This window comes from Chryseobacterium sp. D764 (genome assembly GCF_019317325.1).
In the GTDB taxonomy this organism is placed as follows: Bacteria; Bacteroidota; Bacteroidia; order Flavobacteriales; family Weeksellaceae; genus Chryseobacterium.
Window position 1 is genome coordinate 20852 of record NZ_CP079219.1, and the last position, 20050, is coordinate 40901.

Below are 20050 nucleotides of genomic sequence, written 5' to 3' on the forward strand. Positions count from 1 at the left end.
ATTGGTGGTGTTATTATGACGCAGAATGCAATTTTATAAGGTTGAATATGAATTTAAGTTAAACGGTTGTTTAACTAAATATTAATTTAATACAAATACTATGCAATGCATAAGACGGTGCAAATTATTGAAATTTAAAAAACTAACTAAAAAGTGTTTCGTAATATACATAATTTTAACTAAAATTATATTAAAATTACGATAATTCTATTTTTTTTTTAAATTGCGAGTCTGGCTACAAGCCGAATTAAGACTGAAAAAACGAAACTATAAAAAAATATGATTGTGAATAATTTTACAACAGTATTGAAAATTGCGCCCGCTTTTTTATTGGCCAGCACAATAATGCATGCGCAGACTAAAGACTCTGTTCCTCAGGAGAAGAAAATTGAGGAAGTTGTATTAATCGGGTATGGAAAGCAGAAAAAATCTGATCTTACCGGTTCTATAACTTCAGTCACAGCAAAAGACTTCAACGGAGGAGCAACTTCTGCAGGGCAGCTGATCCAGGGTAAAACACCAGGAGTACAGATTACCAATAACAGTGGAGCACCAGGATCCGGAACCAAGATCCGGATAAGGGGAACATCTTCCTTAAGTGGAGAAAACTCCCCATTGATCGTAATTGATGGAGTTCCCCAAGATTTTGTGGGGATGAATGGTGTTTCTGATCCTTTATCCTTAATTAACCCTAATGATATTGAAACATTTGATATTCTTAAAGATGCTTCTGCGACTGCTATATATGGTAACAGAGCTTCGAATGGGGTTATTCTTATTACAACTAAGAAAGGAACAGCAGGAAAGTTCAAAGTGAATTTCTCAACGGTAACTTCGGTTTCTACCAAAATGGGAAAAGTGGATGTGCTGAACGCTCAGGAATTCAGGGATTTTGTTAATACCAATCCATATGCACCAGCAGGCTATAAAACCAAACTTGGAAATGCTGATACTGACTGGCAGGATCAGATTTATCAGGCAGCATGGGGCACAGATAATAACGTAGCCCTTTCAGGAGGTATTAAAGGTTTGCCATACCGTTTATCATTAGGATATAATGAGCAGAACGGGATTGTAAAATCAAATTCTTTCCGCAGAACTTCTGTAGGATTAAACTTAAACCCTAAATTCTTTGATAATCATTTATCAGTGAATGTAAATGCAAAAGGAACATTTACGGATAATAGATTTGTAGACGGAGGAGTGATCAAGGCGGCTACCTATTTTGATCCTACACAACCAGTATATTCAGGAAATTCTAATTATGGTGGTTATTATGAATGGCTGGATTCCGGATCTGCAACAGGATTTAATGTAAATGCCAACTCGAATCCACTTGGAATGATCAATGGTGTAAGAGATGTGTCTTCTGTTCTAAGGGGATTGGGAAATATTCAGTTAGATTATAAGTTTCACTTTCTTCCGGACTTGCATTTCAATGTGAACGCTGGATACGATTATACAAAAAGTGATGGACACAAGTTTAAAGATGCTCGTCTGAGACCAGGTTTTGAAGATAAAGGAAGTTCAAATTTCTATTCTATGGAAAAGAAAAATAAACTTTTGGAAACCTACTTTAATTATGTGAAAAATATCAGTGCTATTAATACTGGTGTGGATATTACTGCAGGGTATTCTTATCAGGATTTCAATATTTATCTTCCAGGAGCGATCACTTATAGAGGAACAGGAATTAACTCGCAAGATTTAGACTTCAAAACTCAGAATACGTTGATTTCATTTTATGGAAGAGCTATTTTTACCATAGCTAACAAATATGTTATTTCAGGATCGGTTCGTAAAGATGGTTCTTCGAGATTCTTCAACGGAACCAGAGATAATGTATGGGGAGTTTTCCCGGGAGTTTCTTTAGCATGGAAGCTTAACGAAGAAAATTTCATCAAAAATATATCCTCTATCAGTACATTAAAGCTAAGAGCAGGATGGGGTAAAACTGGTCAGCAGGAATTGCCAGCACTTAATGGTAACAAACCTAATAATTATCCGGCTTTTGCAGCTTATAATCCAAGTTATCAGGGAGCGGGCTATCAGTTTGGAAATGAATTCTATTTTATGTTCAGACCTGCTAACTACAATCCGAATCTTACCTGGGAAACTACTACTACCAAGAACTTAGGATTGGATTTTGGGTTTAATAAAAACAGAATTACCGGATCAATAGATGTCTTCAGAAAAGATACCAAAGATCTTCTTGTATATGCTGATGAACCGGCAGGAGGCTTAAGTAACGCGAGCTGGCAAAATGTCGGAGATATGAAAAATGAGGGTATTGAGGGAAGTATTACAGTAATCCCGGTTAAAAACCAAAATACAACCTGGGAAGTAAGCTTTAATGCTACGCATTATAAACCGGTAATCACGAAGCTTAAAGACCGAGCAGATGAGTCTTTCAATATGGAAGTAGGAGGGATTGAAGGAGGTTCAGGAAACAGAATTCAGGCTCATGCAGTGGGATATGCACCTAATTCATTCTGGGTATATCAGCAGGTATATGATACCAATGGAAAGCCTGTTGACGGTGCTTTTGTAGACAGAAATGGCGATGGTACAATCAGTACAAAAGATATGTATTACTACAAATCCACAACCCCTGATGCAATTTTAGGTTTCTCTACCAAAGTATCTCACAAGAACTGGGATTTTGCATTAAGTGCAAGAGCTGTATTAGGAAATTATGTATATAATAATGCTGCTTCCAATAGTTCTTTACAATCTGCATCTACCAACGAATATCTTCAAAATGTGTTCGCAACAGCGCCTCAATATCAATTCTCTGTTCCTCAGTATAAATCAGATATTTATGTTGAGAATGCTTCATTCCTGAGACTTGATAATATCAATGTCGGATACAATTTCGGAGAAATTTTCACAAAAGGGAGTAATCTGAAAGTATATGCGATGGCACAGAATGTCTTTGTAATTACTAAATACTCAGGAGTAGATCCTGAAGTTTTTGGTGGAATAGATAACGGTTACTACCAAATGCCTAAGATTTATTCTTTAGGTTTTAACTTTCAATTTTAAATAAGAATTCAATGAAACTAAATAGAATTAAACTTAAAAATATAGTATTGCCTCTTTCAGCAGTATTTTTATTGACAGCAGCTTCTTGTGTGAAAGATCTTGAAAGAGAACCTATCACAGATGTTACTTCAGCCAGTATTTATAAAGATTTTGCCAACTATAAAAATGTTTTGGCAAAACTTTACGGAGGGCTTGCTATGGGAGGGCAGATCAGTGGAGACGGTGATCAGCCGGATAGTGATATTAACGGAATCAATGGTGGTTTCTCTCAATATACCAGATTGATGTATACCCTGAATGTTGTCACAACCGATGAGGCTGTGATTGGATGGAATGACGGAAATCTTCATACTCTTCACAAAATGACCTGGGATGCTTCCAATGAATTCATTGCTGCTATGTACTATAGAGTATATACGGAAATTGCTTTTTGTAATGAGTTTCTGAGAAATGTAACGGATGAAAAATTGGCTTCCAATAATATTACTGGAGATAATCTTGCTCAGGCAAAACTAATGAGAGCAGAAGCACGTTTTCTTAGAGCACAGTCATATTATCATGCAATAGATATGTTCGGGAATGTTCCTTTTGTAGATGAATCCTATTTGCCGGGTTCTGTGAATCCACCACAGAGAATAGAAAGAAAAGCATTATTTAATTTTATTGAATCCGAATTGCTTGCTGTAGCAGGAGAATTAAAAGATCCTAAAACCAATGAATATGGAAGAGCAGATAAAGCTGCTGTATGGTCATTGTTGGCAAAATTATATTTGAATGCAGAAGTATATACGGGAACACAGAGAAATACGGACTGTATCACTTATTGTAACAAAGTGATTGCAGCAGGGTATTCTTTAAAACCAAAATATGACGATTTGTTCCTTGCAGATAACAATATCAATAACCCTGAACAGATCTTAAGTGTAAATTTTGATGGAATCAATACACAGACCAACGGTGGAACAACTTATCTTGTTCATGCTGCAATAGGTGGAGATATGAAAGCTGCTGACTTTGGAGTGAATGGAGGATGGAGTGGTTTAAGAACGACAAAAGCGTTTGTAGGCTTATTCCCTACTAATGGAAGTGATAAAAGAGGAAGATTCTTTACTTCAGGACAAAATTTAGAAATTAATGATTTAGGATCCTTCACAGATGGATATGCATTTATCAAATTCAAAAATGTTAAAAGTAACGGATCTGTTGGAGCTCATACCAACTGGGTTGAAGCTGATATCCCTTTATACCGTTTAGCCGATATCTATCTGATGTATGCAGAGGCTGTTTTAAGAGGTGGCGCTGGTGGAAATCAGGCTACAGCAATCGGTTATATTAATCAGCTGAGAGAGCGTGCTTATGGAAATACAAGCGGAGATGTATCTTCTATCAATCTCAACTTTATTTTAGATGAGAGAGGGAGAGAACTATCATGGGAAATGACCAGAAGAAGTGACCTTATCCGTTTCAACAAATATACTACAGGAGATTATGTTTGGCCATGGAAAGGAAATGTGAAAGATGGTAAAGCGGTAGAAAGTTATAGAAACCTTTTCCCAATACCTGCGAAAGATATTGTAGCAAACCCTAATCTGATTCAGAATCCTGGATATTAATTTAAAATCCTGTTAAAAATGAAAAATCTATTCAAAATATTAGCTCTGGTTTTTACCGGACTTTTAGTTTTTTCTTGTGAAAAAGATGAGGATCAAGCTGTTATTAATGAAACGTCTGCCAGTAAGATATCTGCTGATAAAAGTGCCATTGTTCTTAATGAGCTCAATGCGAATGATGCTGTAATCAGTTTTACATGGACAAAGCCAACGTTTAGTATTGCCGTAGTTCCCAATCAGAAAGTAGAATTCGGAATCAAAGGTGATGGTTTCAAAAAAAGTGCTGTTATTGATTTCTCCAATGATATGACTTCAGGCTCTGTAACTCATGCAGCAATGAATGCAGCAATGTTTTCTATTGGAGCTGTGCCGGATGCTGTGAATGATATTGAGGCGAGGTTGAAAACTTCTGTAGGATCAGCCATTTTTTACTCAAATGTAATTGCACTTAAAGTAACACCTTATACTCCAAACCCTGATTTGGTATATCCTAAGATTAATGTTCCTGGTAGTTATGCGGGAGCAGCAGGTTATGCAAACTGGACTCCTGGAAATTCCCCGAATTTGTTTTCTCCAGGAAAAAATGATGAATACAGAGGGTTTATTTGGATCAACACTGTTTCTGGTGATGATGATGGTAAATATAAATTCTCTATCAATGAGGACTGGCCCGGAAATAAAGGAGACGATGGAACCAATACCGGAAAATTGAAATTAGATGGACCGAACATAAAAGCTCCTGCAGTGGGAACCTATTATATTAAGGTAAATTGGGCCGCAAACACTTATTCTTCTGTGTTGGCAAACTTTGGTGTTATTGGTGATGCAACCCCTACAGGGTGGAACTCAGATACAGATTTTGTATATAATCCTGCAACCAAAACTTTTGTGATTAATTCAATTGCATTATCTAATACCGGAGTATTTAAATTCCGAGCCAATGATGATTGGGCGATGAAATTCCAGCCGAACAAAGATGATGAAGCGCTTACTTCGGGAAAAGGTGTACAAACCTATTTCAATGCTGAAGGAACCGTAGAAAAAGATGGCGGATACAAAGTTTCTCAGGCAGGTAATTATAAAATTGAACTGGATTTACACAATTCAGCATATTACAAGCTAACCATTACTAAATTGTAAATCAAACTAAAATAAAGCAAAGTGCTGCTTTACCGCAGCACTTTATCTATTTTTAAAGTTAATAAATAGTCATTATGAAGAAAATTACAGTTGGAGCGCTTTTGCTCTCAATGATGTTTACAGGTGTGAAAGCCCAATCTTTAAAATCTCCGGACGGGAAGTTTGAAATGAGTTTTCAGCTGAAAGAAGGAGTACCTTACTATAACCTGAAATACAACGGTGCAGTAGTAGTTGAAGATTCTAAATTGGGATTGAGATTATTTAAAGACACAGCCATAAAATTTGCTTCTGAAATAGCCAAATCAGAAGATGCAAAATACGATCTGAATAACGGTTTTGCAAAAACAGATGAAAAAAGAGACTCCAAAAATGAAACCTGGCAGCCGGTTTTAGGAGAAAAGAAAAACTATATCAATAATTACAACGAACTGGCAGTTACCCTTAATCAGGCTTCTACAGACAGAAGTATTGTGGTAAAGTTCAGATTGTTTAATGATGGATTAGGATTCCGATATGAATTCCCACAGCAAAAGAATCTTAATTACTTTGTGATCAGAGAAGAAGACTCTGAAATCGATTTCCCTACCGACATGAAAGCATGGTGGATGGTAGCAGATTATGACTCTCAGGAATACCAGTATCAGGAAACAAAAGTTTCTGAAATTCCTTCAAAATGGGACAAAGCATTTGATGCGAATGCTTCCCAGTCATTGGTGAAAAATGCAGTTCAGTCTCCGCTGATGCTTAAAAAAGAAGGAAAAGAGCCTTTATATATCAACGTTGCTGAAGCTGCGGTATTAGATTATCCGGCTTCACACCTGGAAGTAGATGCTCAGAATTATAAATTCAAAACGCATTTGACGGCTGACAGACAGGGAGCAAAAGGATATATTCAAACTCCGTCAGTAACCCCTTGGAGAACAATTATTGTAGCTCCGAAAGCAGAGCAGGTAATGGATTCTAAAATGATCTTTAACCTTAATGAGCCTACAAAATACACCGATACTTCTTATATTCACCCTACAAAATACATGGGGGTCTGGTGGGAAATGATCATCGGGAAATCTCAGTGGGCATATTCTACTGCTGAAAATGTTCATTTAGGTAAAACAGATTTTGCTAAATTGACTCCAAACGGAAAACACGCTGCAAACAATACAAAAGTTAAAGAATATATTGACTTTGCTGCAGAAAACGGATTCCAGGGATTATTGATTGAAGGCTGGAATATCGGCTGGGAAGACTGGTTCGGACACTCAAAAGAATTTGTTTTCGATTTCATTACCCCTTACCCGGATTTCGATATCAAAATGTTGAATGAATATGCGCATTCAAAAGGAATTAAGTTGATCATGCACCATGAAACTTCAGGTTCTGCAACAAACTACGAAAGATGGGCAGATAAAGCATTCCAAACGATGAATAAATACGGTTATGATGCTGTGAAAACCGGATATGTAGGAGATATTATTCCTAGAGGAGAACATCATTATTCTCAATGGACAATTAACCACTTCTATAGAATTGCTGAAAAAGCAAACGACTATAAAATCATGGTCAATTCTCATGAATCTGTAAGACCTACAGGAGAAAGCCGTACCTACCCGAATTACATTTCTGCAGAAGCAGCACGTGGAACAGAGTACGAAGCTTTCGGAGGAAACAAGCCTGATCACCAGACAGTTCTTCCGTTTACAAGATGGATGGGAGGTTCTATGGATTATACACCAGGTATTTTCCAGACGAAGTTAGATTATTATTTCCCTGGAGATAACCGTTTCGTAAAAACTACTCTGGTAAAACAATTGGCTCTTTATGTAACCATGTATATGCCGCTTCAGATGGCTGCAGATCTTCCTGAAAACTACAAAAAGCATATGGATGCATTCCAGTTTATCAAGGATGTAGCAGCAGATTGGGATGATACAAAAATCTTATCCGCTGAACCTGGTGATTATGTGATTACAGCAAGAAAAGCAAAAGGAACTGAAAACTGGTTTGTAGGAGGTATTACCGATGAAAACAAACGTGAATATACGGTAGACTTCTCATTCCTGGATAAAGGAAAGAAATATGAAGCAACGATCTATGAAGATGGAAAAGATGCTGATTATATTGATAATCCTCAAAGCTATAATATCTATAAGAAAGAAATTACAGCCAAGTCAAAAATTAATTTTAAAATGGTAAGAAGCGGCGGTTTCGCAATTTCTATTAAGCCTGTAAAATAATTTGAAGATACACTAAGGTGCCCCGGATCATTGAATTTTCAGGATCCGGGGTTATCTTTTTTACTTATCCAATGCTTCAGTATATTCATATTCTGTTTCTGGAACTGGCTCTTTTTTTACCGCAGAAGTCTTATTTTTTATTTTCTCAAGATATTCCTTTTGAAACTGCTTTACTGTTTTACCTGTACCGTCATGCCTCCATCCCGGGGAGTTAAAAAGATACTTAACACGGTCTTTGAAGGAAAGTCCCGGCTGTCTGATATCTTTTCCTATTCTTCGCCATTCATAGAATAGAGTTGTTGCCGGATCTTTAGACTCCATCTTAGGATAAATGCCATATTTCACAGGAACCTCAGGATCCTCCTTTTCGAATGTTCCAAAAATCTTATCCCAGATAATGAGTCCCATTCCCATATTACGGTCCAGATATTTGATATTACAAGCATGATGTACTCTATGATGAGAAGGAGTAACCAGGATATATTCTAAAAATCCCATGCTTTTAATAGATTGTGTATGAACAAAAGTGCCATAAATCTGTATAGCAGAATACGCAACCAGAATATGCCATGGATGAAAGCCCATAAATGCTAATGGAGAGAAAAATAAATACCTGTACAAAGGTTGAAAAACAGGACTTCTGAATCCCGTACTGATGTTAAAATAATCAGAATTGTGATGGGTAATATGTACAGCCCAGAAGACACGCGAGTGATGATCTACATAATGATGAACATAATAAGCGAAATCCTGAGCGAGAAATACAGCAATCCAATACCAGATTCCCTCTTGCCAGTCGAAAATACGGTGATGATAAAAAAACATCATGACAAACAAAGAGAACCCTTTCATGATGATGTCTAACCCATAGTTGAGCAAAGCAAAAAGAACATTGGTTGCTACATCTTTAGTTTCGTAAATTTTCTCTTTATTAAAGTGGCTGTAAGCCATTTCTACAAAAATAATCACAGCAAACACAGGGATGGTCCATGTGTAAACAACATCTGGCCCCTCAGCTTGGAACATACTACTGAAATCAAACATTTTTTCTGTAAAACTAAAAATAAAAAGGGGGATAAATTAACTTTTAGGATGAATTTTTTATGAAAAATTTAAGTTTTTTCTCTAAAAGTTAAAAAATGAATGCCAAATTTTGAAAAATTGCAGTTGTCAGGATGAAAAAAAGGGACATTCTACTATATTTTGAATGTTTATATGAAAATTAAATGCTAAATTGAACACTAATATGAAGACAATATTTGCAGCATTAGCCCTTTCAATAGCTTCTGCAGCCTTTTCCCAAAAAGTGTTGGAAAAAATAGAGCCGGCTTTCTGGTGGAAAGGAATGAAAAATCCCGAACTTCAGATTCTTGTGTATGGAAAAAACGTTGCCCATAACGAGATTGCACTTTCAGATGGAATACAGATCAAAGACATCCGGAAAGTTGATAATCCGAATTATGTTTTTATTACTGTAAACACCAACGAAATAAATGTTCCGAAGTTTACTATTACGATTAAAAATGGCAGCAAAAATCTAAGTTCCTATGCCTATGAACTGAAGCAAAGGAATCCCGGATCTGCCAACCGCGAATCGTTTACCTCAAAAGATGTTATGTATCTTATCATGCCGGATCGCTTTGCCAATGGCAATGAAAAAAATGATTCAAGACCGGAACTTATAGAAAAAGCAGATCGCACTCTGCCTAATGGAAGACATGGCGGAGATCTCAGCGGTATCATCAATCATCTTGACTATATTCAGAATCTGGGAGCTACAGCAGTCTGGCTGACTCCGGTAAATGAAGACAATGAAAAAGTGTATTCTTATCACGGATATGCCCAGACAGATCTGTATAAAATTGATGGCCGATACGGAACGAATGAGGATTATAAAACTTTATCCAAAGAGCTGAATAAACGAAATATGATGCTGGTGATGGATTATGTGACCAATCATTGGGGTGGCTCACACTGGATGATCAAAGACCTTCCTTCAAAAGACTGGATACATTGGTTTGATGAAGGCGAGAAAGGATTTAAACGTTCCAATTATAAAACGACAACGCAATTCGATACCAATGCTTCAGGTATTGATAAAAAATATGCGCTGGACGGATGGTTTGACACCACCATGCCGGATATTAATCAAAAAAATCCACTGGTTCTGAAATATCTCATTCAAAATGCAATCTGGTGGATAGAATATGCAGAATTGGGAGGGTTCCGTGTGGATACCTATCCTTATAACGATAAAGATGCCATGTCAAAATGGGCTAAGGCCATTACCGATGAATATCCGAAATTCAATATCGTTGGAGAAACCTGGCTTTATACGGCAGCACAAATTGCAGCATGGCAGAAAAATTCGAAAATAGGAGAAATAGAAGGATACAATTCAAATTTGCCCTCGGTAATGGATTTTATGCTGTTTGAAAATATGCCTAAAGCTCTTAAAGAAAAAGAAGGTTGGGATAAAGGCATGATCCGGATTTACGATTCCTTTACCAGTGATTTCCTTTATCCGGATATCAATAATCTCCTGGTTTTCTTTGAAAATCATGACACAGAAAGATGGAATGAAATCTTTAATGCAAGTCCTGACGCTTACAAAATAGGACTTACTCTGATCTCAACAGTAAGAGGAACTCCACAGATCTATTACGGATCAGAAATAGGAATGAGAGGAGATAAGACGAAAGGAGGTGATGCGGATATCCGGAGAGATTTTCCGGGAGGCTGGAAATCTGATTCTCAGAATGCCTTCAATCCATCTGCTCAGACTAAGGAGCAAAAAGAATTTTTCCAGTTTACACAAAAATTATTAAACTGGAGAAAAGGCAAAGACGTAATCCATAATGGGAAAACTAAAAATTTCGTTCCTCAGGATGGAGTTTTTGTATACTTCAGATACAATGAAAAAGAAAGTGTAATGGTGGTCATCAACAATAATGAAAAAGATCAGACGTTAGACTTGAAAAGATTTGCCGAATCGCTTAATGGATTTACAAAAGGAAAAGAAGTTATTTCAGGAAAAGAATTTATGTTGCAAAATACTATAAATGTTTCTGCAAAAACTCCATTCATCATTGAACTTGAAAAATAATTAATACATATGAAAAAACTAACGACTGCTTATACATTAATCCTTTTTGTACTGGGATTTTCTTTATTGAATGCTCAGTCGAAGACCGTATTTGAAAAAGAAAAATCGGAAATCAGTACTATGCTGGATGCATTCAACGTAGCTGCGGCAAAAGCAGATTACAATGCATATTTTAATTTCTTTGCGGATGAATCTACCTTCATTGGAACAGACGCTACCGAAATATGGAATAAAAAAGAATTCATGGTATGGGCAAAACCTTATTTCGACAAAAAGAAAACCTGGAATTTTAAAGCCCTTAAAAGAAATATTTACTTCAGCAAAGATGGAAAACTGGCATGGTTCGATGAACTATTGGATACCCAGATGAAAATATGCAGAGGTTCCGGAGTGGTAGCAAAAATCAACGGAAGCTGGAAGGTAAAACAATACGTTCTTTCTGTGACTGTTCCTAATGAGGTGGTAGATAAAGTGGTGGTTGAAAAAACACCTATCGAAGATGCATTAATTCAAAAACTTAAGTCATAATGGCAGAAAGGGTAGGGATATATAATTCGGGGCCATTTGGAAAAAGAAAAAAACCAAACTTATCCATGCTCCAGATTATTAACATGAGTATGGGATTCCTTGGCATTCAAATGGCGTTCGGATTACAAAATGGAAATGCAAGCCGTATTCTTGGTAATTTAGGAGCCGATGTTCATGAGTTATCCTGGTTCTGGCTCGTTGCTCCCGTTACAGGTTTGATTGTTCAGCCTATCATCGGGCATATGGGAGACAATACCTGGAGTCCGTTGGGAAGAAGAAAACCTTATTTCCTGATTGGAGCTGTTTTGTGTGCAATAGGATTGGTTTTACTTCCTAATGCGGCTTCCGTTACTCAAATGTTTGCCGCCAATGCGCTTTTGTTAGCTGTAATATTCCTCGCCATGATGGATGCTTCCGTAAATATTGCAATGGAGCCTTTCCGTGCTTTGGTAGGAGATATGCTTCCGAAACATCAGGGGACAATAGGATTTTCGGTGCAGACCATTCTGATTGGAATCGGAGCTGTATTGGGCTCTTATCTGCCGGATTGGTTAACGAAAATGGGAATCTCCAACGAAGCCCCGGCGGGATTTGTGGCAGATAACGTTATTTACTCCTTTTATATAGGGGCAGGATTGCTTATCATCTCAATTTTGTACACCATCATGACAACCAGAGAGTATTCTCCACAGGAATTCGCTGATTTTGAAGATGGAAAAGAGGTAGAACAACAGGAGTCTAAGTTTTCAGATATCTTCAAAGACTTTGCAGCAATTCCTATACAGATGAAAAAACTGGGAATTGTTCAGTTCTTTTCATGGTTTGCATTATTTACCATGTGGGTATTTACGACCAGTGCACTGGCAACCCATCATTTTGGACTTTCTCCGGAAGATACCCATTCCAAAGCATTTAATGATGCAGGGGATTTAACAGGGAAGCTTTTCGGAATGTACAATCTGTGGGCAATTCCGTTTGCATTTCTATTGACACCTATAGCGAAACTGATCGGTAAAAAGCAGACTCATGCCTTAGCTTTATTATGTGGAGGTGTTGGACTTGTTTCAATGTATTTCATTAAAGATGTCAACAACCTATGGATCTCTATGATCGGTTTAGGATTTGCCTGGGCAAGTATTCTGGCAATGCCTTATGCTATGCTTATTGAAGTCATTCCACAAAGAAAAATGGGGGTCTATATGGGAATATTCAATTTCTTTATTGTGATTCCGCAGATCATCAATGGATTATTTGGAGGTCCGGTTGTAAGTGGTGTTTTCGGAAAACAAGCGATGGATTATGTCGTTGTAGGTGGTGTTTGCATGCTGATAGGAGCTGTAGTGACCATGATTTTTGTTAAATCAGAAGATGAAACCCCTAAGGAAATTGAAGAAGAAATCAAACAGGTACATTTTTAAAAATTGAATAAATTTAAATTCAAAATATCAATAGGAGCGGGCTTTAGCCCGCTTTTCTTTTAAGGTATTTATTAATTGGCTTTAGCCGAAACACATATTTATAATAAATAACAGAATGTAATAGTCTCCCACAGATTTCACAAATGACACAGAGGTTTGCGTTTACTTATATAATCTATTTAGTCCATTCAATTATGAAGTAAATAGTATACAGTTTGAAATTTTATCGCAGATAAAATCCTTGCGCCTTAGCGTTTCCAACCCATCCACCATTTTTACTTTCTCAATTCTTTTACCCCATAAACTTCCTTTCTTACCCTACATCAACTTTTAAAATGCCTGCATGTCTTACATTTGTACCATAAATAATCACAGAAATGAAAACAGTATATCATAAAGCAGATTCAAGAGGCCATGCCAATCACGGATGGTTAAATTCTTACCATACATTCAGTTTTGCCAACTATCAAAACAGAGACAGAACGAATTTTGGTGTTTTAAGAGTATTAAACGATGACACCGTTTCTCAGGGAATGGGATTCGGAACGCACCCGCACAGGGATATGGAAATTATATCCATTCCTCTGGAAGGAGATTTGGAACATAAAGATTCAATGGGAACTACAGCTGTGATCAAAAAAGGAGAAATCCAGGTGATGAGTGCCGGAACAGGTGTTAAGCACAGTGAATATAATAAAAATAAAGATGAAGAGGTAAAGTTTCTACAGATCTGGGTTTTCCCAAAAGAACTGGATGTTGAACCGAGATATGATCAAAAAAGTATCAAGGAAGGTGAAAAGATTAACGGATTCCAACAGATTTTATCTCCTAATAAAAATGATGAAGGAGTTTGGATTCATCAGGATGCATGGTTTAATTTAGCCAATTTTACAAAAGGAAACGGCAAAAATTATATGCTTAACAAAAAAGGAAACGGAGTTTATGCGTTTGTGTTGAAAGGAAGTGCAAAAATAGGAGACCGTGTTCTGAATGAAAGAGACGGATTGGGAATCTGGGATACTCAGAGCTTTAATATTGAAGCTGTAGAAGACACTGAAGTATTATTAATGGAAGTACCAATGGAACTGCCGTCATATCTTAAATAAAAAACTAAATTTGTAATCTTAAAAAATAAATTTCACCTATGAAAATTTTAGCAATAGCAGGAAGTAACTCAGAAGTTTCAATGAACAAGCAGTTGGTTGCCTATGCATCAACATTATTTGAAAATGCAGAAGTAGAAGTAGTGGATCTGAATCCTTTTGAAATGCCAATCTATAAGCATGAAAGAGAATTAGCTGGTGGTGTTCCTCAGGAAGCTCATGACTTTGCTGCCAAAATTGACGGTGCCAATGTATTGTTGGTGGCTTTGGCAGAACACAACGGAACCTATTCTACAGCATTCAAAAATGTGTTCGACTGGGTATCAAGAATCAAAGACAGAACGGTTTGGAATGAAGTACCAATGCTATTGATGTCTACATCTCCCGGAGGTAGAGGTGGAGCAGGAGTTTTAGACGCTGCATCAAAGCGTTTTCCTTTCCACGGAGGAAATGTGGTGGAAACTTTTTCACTTCCTTTCTTTAATGATAATTTTGACAAAGGAACTCAAAAAATTTCTAATGAAGAGAAAATCAATGAGTTAAAAGAAAAAATAAACAAGATTGCGGCTATTGAAACCATCCTTGAAAAATAGAATTTGAATATTCATTTAAAATTACTATTTTTGCAAAAAGAAAAGAGATGAAAATTCAGACCTCCTATAAACAATGTTTTTCTCATAAAGGGAAAATTGTGGGCTCTGAAATTCTGAGATAAAATAACGGCCGATAATCTGAAAAGATTGTCGGCTTTTTTGTTTTCTAAAATCAAGTATAAAAGTAATTGAAATATTAAAAGATAAAAAGACATAAGACATCAGATGCAAGACAAGTAATCATCTGAAATCTGAATCCGATATCTAAAAATCTAAGCAGACATGAGCAACACTTACAAATCAGCAGGAGTAGACAAAGAAGAAGGATACAAAACGGTTGACAAGATCAAAAAAGCGGTCGGTGAAACCCACAATTCCAATGTACTGAACCACTTGGGAAGTTTTGGTGCTTTCTATGAGATCGGTGGATACAAAAATCCTGTTCTTGTATCAGGAACAGATGGAGTAGGAACAAAGCTGAAAGTAGCTTTAGATACTAAAAAATATGATTCTATTGGTGTAGATTGTTTCGCAATGTGTGCCAATGATATTCTTTGCCACGGAGCAAAACCTTTATTTTTCCTTGATTATCTGGCTTGCGGAAAGCTTGATTCAGAAATTGCGGCAGAAATTGTTTTAGGAATGGTAGCAGCTTGTAAAGATAACAACTGTGCATTGATTGGTGGAGAGACTGCTGAAATGCCGGGAATGTATCAGCCTGGAGATTATGATGTTGCAGGATTCTGCGTAGGAATCGTAGAAAAAGATCAGATTATTGATGGTTCTAAGATTCAGGCAGGTAATAAAATTATTGCATTGCCAAGCTCTGGATTCCACTCAAACGGATTCTCTTTAGTAAGAAAGGTATTCCCAAATTTTGAAGAAGAATTTGAAGGAAAACCTTTATATGAAACACTTTTAGTTCCTACAAGACTATACTATAAAGATATTCATAAAGTATTGGAAGAAGTGAAAGTAGAAGGAATTGCTCACATCACAGGAGGTGGTCTTTACGAAAACGTTCCAAGAATCATTCCAGAAGGACTTTGTGCTTCTATTGACGAATCGAAAATCAGAATTCCTAGTGTAATGCTTGAATTGGAAAAGAGAGGTGAAGTAGCCCGTGAGGAAATGTACGGAACATTCAATATGGGGGTAGGGATGATCATTGTAGTGAATGCGGATCATGCTGAAAAAATCTTACACCTTTTAGATGATGCTTATGAAATCGGAGAAATCACAGAAGGAAGCGAAAAGATAGATTTAAAATTTTAGGAGCTTAATCCCGCTTTCCGCTGTATCTTTTTCGTCACGGCCTCCGCTTCGCTGCGGCCGCAACGAAAAAAGGATGTCGCTGCAATCGGGGCTAGTTAACAATATTCAAGGCCTTGTCAAGGTTCTAGACCTTGACAAGGCTGCCAAAAAAATATGAAGAACATCGTTGTACTTGTATCCGGTTCAGGAACCAATCTGCAGAGAATCATTGATACCATTGACGCTGGAGAAATCCAGAATGCAAAAGTATCTTTGGTAGTGGCAGACAGAGAGTGTTTCGGACTGGAAAGAGCAAAGAATCACAATATAGAAAGCATACTCATTCCAAGAGGAAAGAATTTCAGCAGTGAACTGGCTAAAGTAATCCCTGAAAATACAGATCTTATTGTATTGGCAGGATTTTTATCCATCTTAAAATCTGAATTCTGTGAAAACTGGAATGGTAAAATAATCAATATTCATCCTGCTTTGCTTCCGAAATTCGGAGGAAAAGGAATGTGGGGAATGAACGTTCACAATGCAGTCATTGAAGCTAAAGAAGTAGAGAGTGGGGCCACTGTACATTTTGTAACGCCGGGCATTGATGAAGGAGAAGCTATTCTTCAGAAATCTTTTGAAGTAACCGCTGACGATACTCCGGAAACATTGGCTCAGAAAGTTCACAAGATTGAATATGAAATATTTCCAATAGCGATCAATAAGGTCCTGGGAAACTGATAATGTAACAATTTGGCGATCATTTAATCGTTACATTTAATAAAAAAGAAATCTAAGTAAATAAAGTAAATTCGGAGGTGAAAGACCCGGATACAGTTTGAAATAGCTGTAAAAAGTAAAAAATTGAAAGTAAAATGAGTAAAAAGAGAGTTTTAATCAGTGTTTCTGACAAAAGTGGATTAATAGAATTCGCGCAGTTTTTGGAAGCTCAGAATTATGAGTTGATCTCTACAGGAGGAACGTTCAAACATTTGAAAGACGCTGGTTTAAATCCTATTCAGATTGATGAGGTAACCAATTTCCCTGAAATGTTGGATGGAAGAGTGAAAACTTTACACCCGAAAGTTCACGGTGGATTGCTGGCTGTTCGTAATAATGAAGAGCACATGAAAACCGTTCAGGAACACGGAATTGGTCTGATTGACATGGTGATCGTAAACCTTTACCCTTTCTTTGAAAATGTGAACAAAAACATTTCTTTACACGAAAAGGTAGAATTTATTGATATCGGAGGTCCTTCAATGCTTCGTTCTGCAGCGAAAAACTTTGATTCTGTTACCGTAATTACAGATGTGGAAGATTACACAACTGTAAAACTGGAAATGGAACAAAACGGTGATACGTACATTGAGACCCGTAAAAAGCTTGCAGGAAAAGTATTCAACCTTACCTCTGCATATGATGCAGCTATTTCAAGAATGCTTTTAGACGAAGAATATCCTACGTATTTAAATGCTTCTTATAAAAAAGTTGCTGACTTAAGATACGGAGAAAATCCTCACCAGACAGCAGCTTACTATGTTTCTACTTTCGAGAATGGAGCAATGAAAGACTTTGAACAGCTTGGGGGGAAAGAACTTTCTTTCAACAATCTTCGTGATATGGACCTTTGCTGGAAAGTAGTGACTGAGTTCAAAGAAGAAATGGCTTGTTGTGCGGTAAAACACTCTACCCCTTGTGGAGTTGCAATCGGAACTTCAGCATTGGAGACTTACCAGAAAACATTCGAATGTGATCCGGTTTCTATCTTTGGCGGAATTGTTGCAATGAACTATAAAATTGATGCAGCGACAGCGGAAGAACTGAACAAAACATTCCTTGAGATTGTAATGGCTCCTGAATTTGATGAAGAAGCTCTTGAAGTTTTAAGAAAAAAGAAAAACTTAAGAATTATCAAAATCGTAAACCCTGTTTCTGACAAACAGACTTGGGTGAAAGTAGATGGTGGTATTCTGGTTCAGGATAATGATACTCACTTCTCTGACGATATCAAAGTCGTTACAGAAGTACAGCCTACAGAAGAGCAGAAAAAAGCTTTACTTTTCTCTCAGAGAGTTGTAAAATATGTGAAGTCAAATGCTATTGTAGTTTCCAACGGAATTCAGGCATTCGGTATCGGCGGCGGACAGGTAAACAGAATCTGGGCGACTCAGCAGGCTATCGAAAGAGCAAAAGAAAAATTCTCCGGAGATTTGGTATTGGCTTCAGATGCATTTTTCCCTTTCCGTGATGTGGTAGATTTCTGCGCTCAGGAAGGTATCAAGGCGATTATTCAGCCAGGTGGAAGTGTAAAAGATCAGGATAGTGTGGAAGCTGCAAATGAGCACGGTATCCCAATGATGTTTACAGGTGTTAGACACTTTTTCCACTAATTAAAATAGAATTAAAAAATAATTAGGGATTGTATTTTTAGCATTCAAAATTATATATTTGTAAAATAAGACTAGATAATAAAAAAGTATGAGAATATTAATCATAGGTGAAGGCGGTAGAGAATCTGCTTTAGCGGCAAAGCTTCAGAATGACTCAAGAATTTCTAAAATGTTTTTTGCTAACGGGAATGCTACTACCGATGTAATAGGGAAAAATGTTCATTTATCGGAAATTAAAGAACTTAGAGATTTCGCAATTAAAGAAAAGATTGATCTTACGATCGTAGGTCCCGAAGCTCCTCTTGTAGCGGGTATCAAGGACGAATTTAAAAAACACGATCTTAAAGTTTTCGGTCCTACTCAGAAAGTAGCAAGCCTTGAAGGGAGTAAAGCTTTCTCTAAGAAATTTATGCAGACCTATGATATCAAAACTGCTAAAGCGGTAGTATTTGATTCATACAACGATGCTAAAGAATATGTGCAGACACAGCAATATCCTTTGGTGATCAAAGCTAGTGGTTTAGCAGGTGGAAAAGGTGTTGTTATTTGTGACAATCTTGAAGAAGCTGAAGCTACTATCCACGACTTCATGATCAGAAGAATCTATGGAGATGCAGGAATCCGTTTAGTTATTGAAGAATATTTACAAGGTTTTGAAGCGTCTATCATTGCTTTCTCTAACGGGGAAAAATTGTTCCCATGTGTAGCAGCAAAAGACTATAAAAAAGCTGGAAACGGAGATACAGGACCTAATACAGGAGGTATGGGTTCAATAGCACCAAGCCCGGAATTTACTCAGGAGCATTATGCAGATTTTGAGAAAAATATTTTAGAACCAACTATTAAAGGTCTTAAAGCCGAAGGTTTCGGATTTAAAGGAATCATCTTCTTCGGATTGATGGTTACGAAAAACGGAGCTTACCTTCTTGAATACAACATGAGATTCGGAGATCCTGAAACTCAGGTATTGATGGCGCTTATGGAAAACAATCTTTTGGATGTGATCCAGGATTGTATGGAAGGAAAAGACATTGAGCTTAAGTTTAAAGACGAAAAAGCAATTTGCCTTGTAATGTGTTCAGGAGGTTATCCAAGAAACATCGAAACAGGTTTCGAAATTACAGGGGAAGATAAGCTGAAACATAGTAAACTTTTATATGCAGGAGCTATCAGCAAAGGAGACAAAGTGGTTTCCAACGGGGGTAGAGTTCTGAACATTGTAGCTACAGGTGCTACTTTCGAAGATGCCCGCAAAAAGGTTTACGAAGACGCAAGTCATGTACATTTCGATTACGGCTTCTACAGAGACGACATCGGAAAGTTTTAATAAAATCACGAAAAAAGATTTGGAGCAATTCCAAGTCTTTTTTTGTAAAACGGTTGAATAAGCAGTAGGCTTTAGCAATAAGCCGTAGATTTTCTAAGTTTTATATTCTATCAATAGAATCGAGCTTTAGCCCGATTGATTATAAAAAAATAGCGATAGAAATGGCTTTAGCCCAAACCTAAATAAATTGCTGAAACAGTTTTTGAGTGAATATTTTGATTAACAGATATGATACAGGCTTTGTCATTCCGTAGGAATCTCAAAAGTATCGTGAAACTCTAATACAATTAAACAATCAAAAGAAT

General features: G+C 37.0%; 14 protein-coding genes. 13 read left to right on the plus strand and 1 reads right to left on the minus strand.

Translation table 11 applies throughout. From position 1 onward, the window contains the following. Nucleotides 1-285: 285 nt before the first annotated feature. The 4 genes from KYG33_RS00090 (at nucleotide 286) to KYG33_RS00105 (ending at nucleotide 8026) form a co-directional block, all read left to right on the plus strand. Complete coding sequence (locus tag KYG33_RS00090; RefSeq protein WP_077415866.1) at nucleotides 286-3045, plus strand: SusC/RagA family TonB-linked outer membrane protein; 2760 nt, start codon at nucleotides 286-288, stop codon at nucleotides 3043-3045. A gap of 11 nt (nucleotides 3046-3056) precedes the next feature. After that, nucleotides 3057-4658 carry a RagB/SusD family nutrient uptake outer membrane protein gene (locus KYG33_RS00095; RefSeq protein ID WP_077415006.1) on the plus strand — a complete coding sequence of 534 codons (1602 nt, stop codon included), beginning with the start codon at nucleotides 3057-3059 and terminating at the stop codon, nucleotides 4656-4658. Between the two features lie 18 nt (nucleotides 4659-4676). Then, nucleotides 4677-5795, plus strand: a complete 1119-nt coding sequence (locus KYG33_RS00100) for a SusE domain-containing protein (protein WP_077415004.1) — start codon at nucleotides 4677-4679, stop codon at nucleotides 5793-5795. 74 nt (nucleotides 5796-5869) lie between these two features. Further along, a complete protein-coding gene (locus tag KYG33_RS00105; RefSeq protein ID WP_077415002.1) occupies nucleotides 5870-8026 on the plus strand; it encodes a glycoside hydrolase family 97 protein in 2157 nt (718 codons plus the stop codon). 60 nt (nucleotides 8027-8086) lie between these two features. On the opposite strand, the gene KYG33_RS00110 is transcribed toward KYG33_RS00105, so the two are convergent. Further along, nucleotides 8087-9070: a sterol desaturase family protein gene (locus KYG33_RS00110; protein ID WP_077415000.1), complete on the minus strand. Its 984-nt coding sequence runs from the start codon at nucleotides 9068-9070 to the stop codon at nucleotides 8087-8089. A gap of 202 nt (nucleotides 9071-9272) precedes the next feature. Here KYG33_RS00110 and KYG33_RS00115 point away from each other — a divergent pair, with 202 nt between their 5' ends. The 9 genes from KYG33_RS00115 to purD all read left to right on the plus strand — a co-directional run bounded on the left by KYG33_RS00115 (nucleotide 9273) and on the right by purD (nucleotide 19745). Beyond that, nucleotides 9273-11132 (plus strand): glycoside hydrolase family 13 protein, encoded by a 1860-nt coding sequence (locus tag KYG33_RS00115; protein ID WP_180565552.1) that lies wholly within the window; start codon nucleotides 9273-9275, stop codon nucleotides 11130-11132. 9 nt (nucleotides 11133-11141) lie between these two features. Beyond that, a complete protein-coding gene (locus KYG33_RS00120) occupies nucleotides 11142-11660 on the plus strand; it encodes a nuclear transport factor 2 family protein (RefSeq protein ID WP_219072450.1) in 519 nt (172 codons plus the stop codon). 65 nt (nucleotides 11661-11725) lie between these two features. Beyond that, entirely contained in the window at nucleotides 11726-13078 is a 1353-nt protein-coding gene (locus tag KYG33_RS00125) for an MFS transporter (RefSeq protein ID WP_411267037.1), read from the plus strand. Between the two features lie 377 nt (nucleotides 13079-13455). Next, nucleotides 13456-14184 (plus strand): pirin family protein, encoded by a 729-nt coding sequence (locus tag KYG33_RS00130; protein WP_077414992.1) that lies wholly within the window; start codon nucleotides 13456-13458, stop codon nucleotides 14182-14184. A gap of 38 nt (nucleotides 14185-14222) precedes the next feature. Then, on the plus strand, nucleotides 14223-14774 hold the full coding sequence (locus KYG33_RS00135) for an NADPH-dependent FMN reductase (RefSeq protein WP_077414990.1): 552 nt from the start codon (nucleotides 14223-14225) through the stop codon (nucleotides 14772-14774). A 282-nt stretch (nucleotides 14775-15056) separates the two neighbouring features. Then, entirely contained in the window at nucleotides 15057-16049 is a 993-nt protein-coding gene (gene purM, locus KYG33_RS00140) for a phosphoribosylformylglycinamidine cyclo-ligase (protein ID WP_077414988.1), read from the plus strand. 153 nt (nucleotides 16050-16202) lie between these two features. Further along, nucleotides 16203-16766 carry a phosphoribosylglycinamide formyltransferase gene (gene purN, locus KYG33_RS00145; RefSeq protein ID WP_077414986.1) on the plus strand — a complete coding sequence of 188 codons (564 nt, stop codon included), beginning with the start codon at nucleotides 16203-16205 and terminating at the stop codon, nucleotides 16764-16766. A 134-nt stretch (nucleotides 16767-16900) separates the two neighbouring features. After that, nucleotides 16901-18418, plus strand: coding sequence for a bifunctional phosphoribosylaminoimidazolecarboxamide formyltransferase/IMP cyclohydrolase (gene purH, locus KYG33_RS00150; protein WP_077414984.1), 1518 nt, complete (start codon nucleotides 16901-16903; stop codon nucleotides 18416-18418). Nucleotides 18419-18506: 88 nt separating this feature from the next. Further along, nucleotides 18507-19745, plus strand: coding sequence for a phosphoribosylamine--glycine ligase (gene purD / locus KYG33_RS00155; RefSeq protein WP_047383501.1), 1239 nt, complete (start codon nucleotides 18507-18509; stop codon nucleotides 19743-19745). Nucleotides 19746-20050 lie beyond the last annotated feature (305 nt).

What these genes read in the sequence shown, in the direction of transcription:
- purN (WP_077414986.1), top strand. Translation starts at nt 16,203, where the DNA reads ATGAAGAACATCGTTGTACTTGTATCCGGTTCAGGAACCAATCTGCAG.
- KYG33_RS00095 (WP_077415006.1), top strand. Translation starts at nt 3,057, where the DNA reads ATGAAACTAAATAGAATTAAACTTAAAAATATAGTATTGCCTCTTTCA.
- KYG33_RS00110 (WP_077415000.1), bottom strand. Translation starts at nt 9,070, where the DNA reads ATGTTTGATTTCAGTAGTATGTTCCAAGCTGAGGGGCCAGATGTTGTT.
- KYG33_RS00105 (WP_077415002.1), top strand. Translation starts at nt 5,870, where the DNA reads ATGAAGAAAATTACAGTTGGAGCGCTTTTGCTCTCAATGATGTTTACA.
- KYG33_RS00130 (WP_077414992.1), top strand. Translation starts at nt 13,456, where the DNA reads ATGAAAACAGTATATCATAAAGCAGATTCAAGAGGCCATGCCAATCAC.
- KYG33_RS00125 (WP_411267037.1), top strand. Translation starts at nt 11,726, where the DNA reads ATGCTCCAGATTATTAACATGAGTATGGGATTCCTTGGCATTCAAATG.
- KYG33_RS00115 (WP_180565552.1), top strand. Translation starts at nt 9,273, where the DNA reads ATGAAGACAATATTTGCAGCATTAGCCCTTTCAATAGCTTCTGCAGCC.
- KYG33_RS00100 (WP_077415004.1), top strand. Translation starts at nt 4,677, where the DNA reads ATGAAAAATCTATTCAAAATATTAGCTCTGGTTTTTACCGGACTTTTA.
- KYG33_RS00135 (WP_077414990.1), top strand. Translation starts at nt 14,223, where the DNA reads ATGAAAATTTTAGCAATAGCAGGAAGTAACTCAGAAGTTTCAATGAAC.
- KYG33_RS00120 (WP_219072450.1), top strand. Translation starts at nt 11,142, where the DNA reads ATGAAAAAACTAACGACTGCTTATACATTAATCCTTTTTGTACTGGGA.
- purM (WP_077414988.1), top strand. Translation starts at nt 15,057, where the DNA reads ATGAGCAACACTTACAAATCAGCAGGAGTAGACAAAGAAGAAGGATAC.
- purD (WP_047383501.1), top strand. Translation starts at nt 18,507, where the DNA reads ATGAGAATATTAATCATAGGTGAAGGCGGTAGAGAATCTGCTTTAGCG.
- purH (WP_077414984.1), top strand. Translation starts at nt 16,901, where the DNA reads ATGAGTAAAAAGAGAGTTTTAATCAGTGTTTCTGACAAAAGTGGATTA.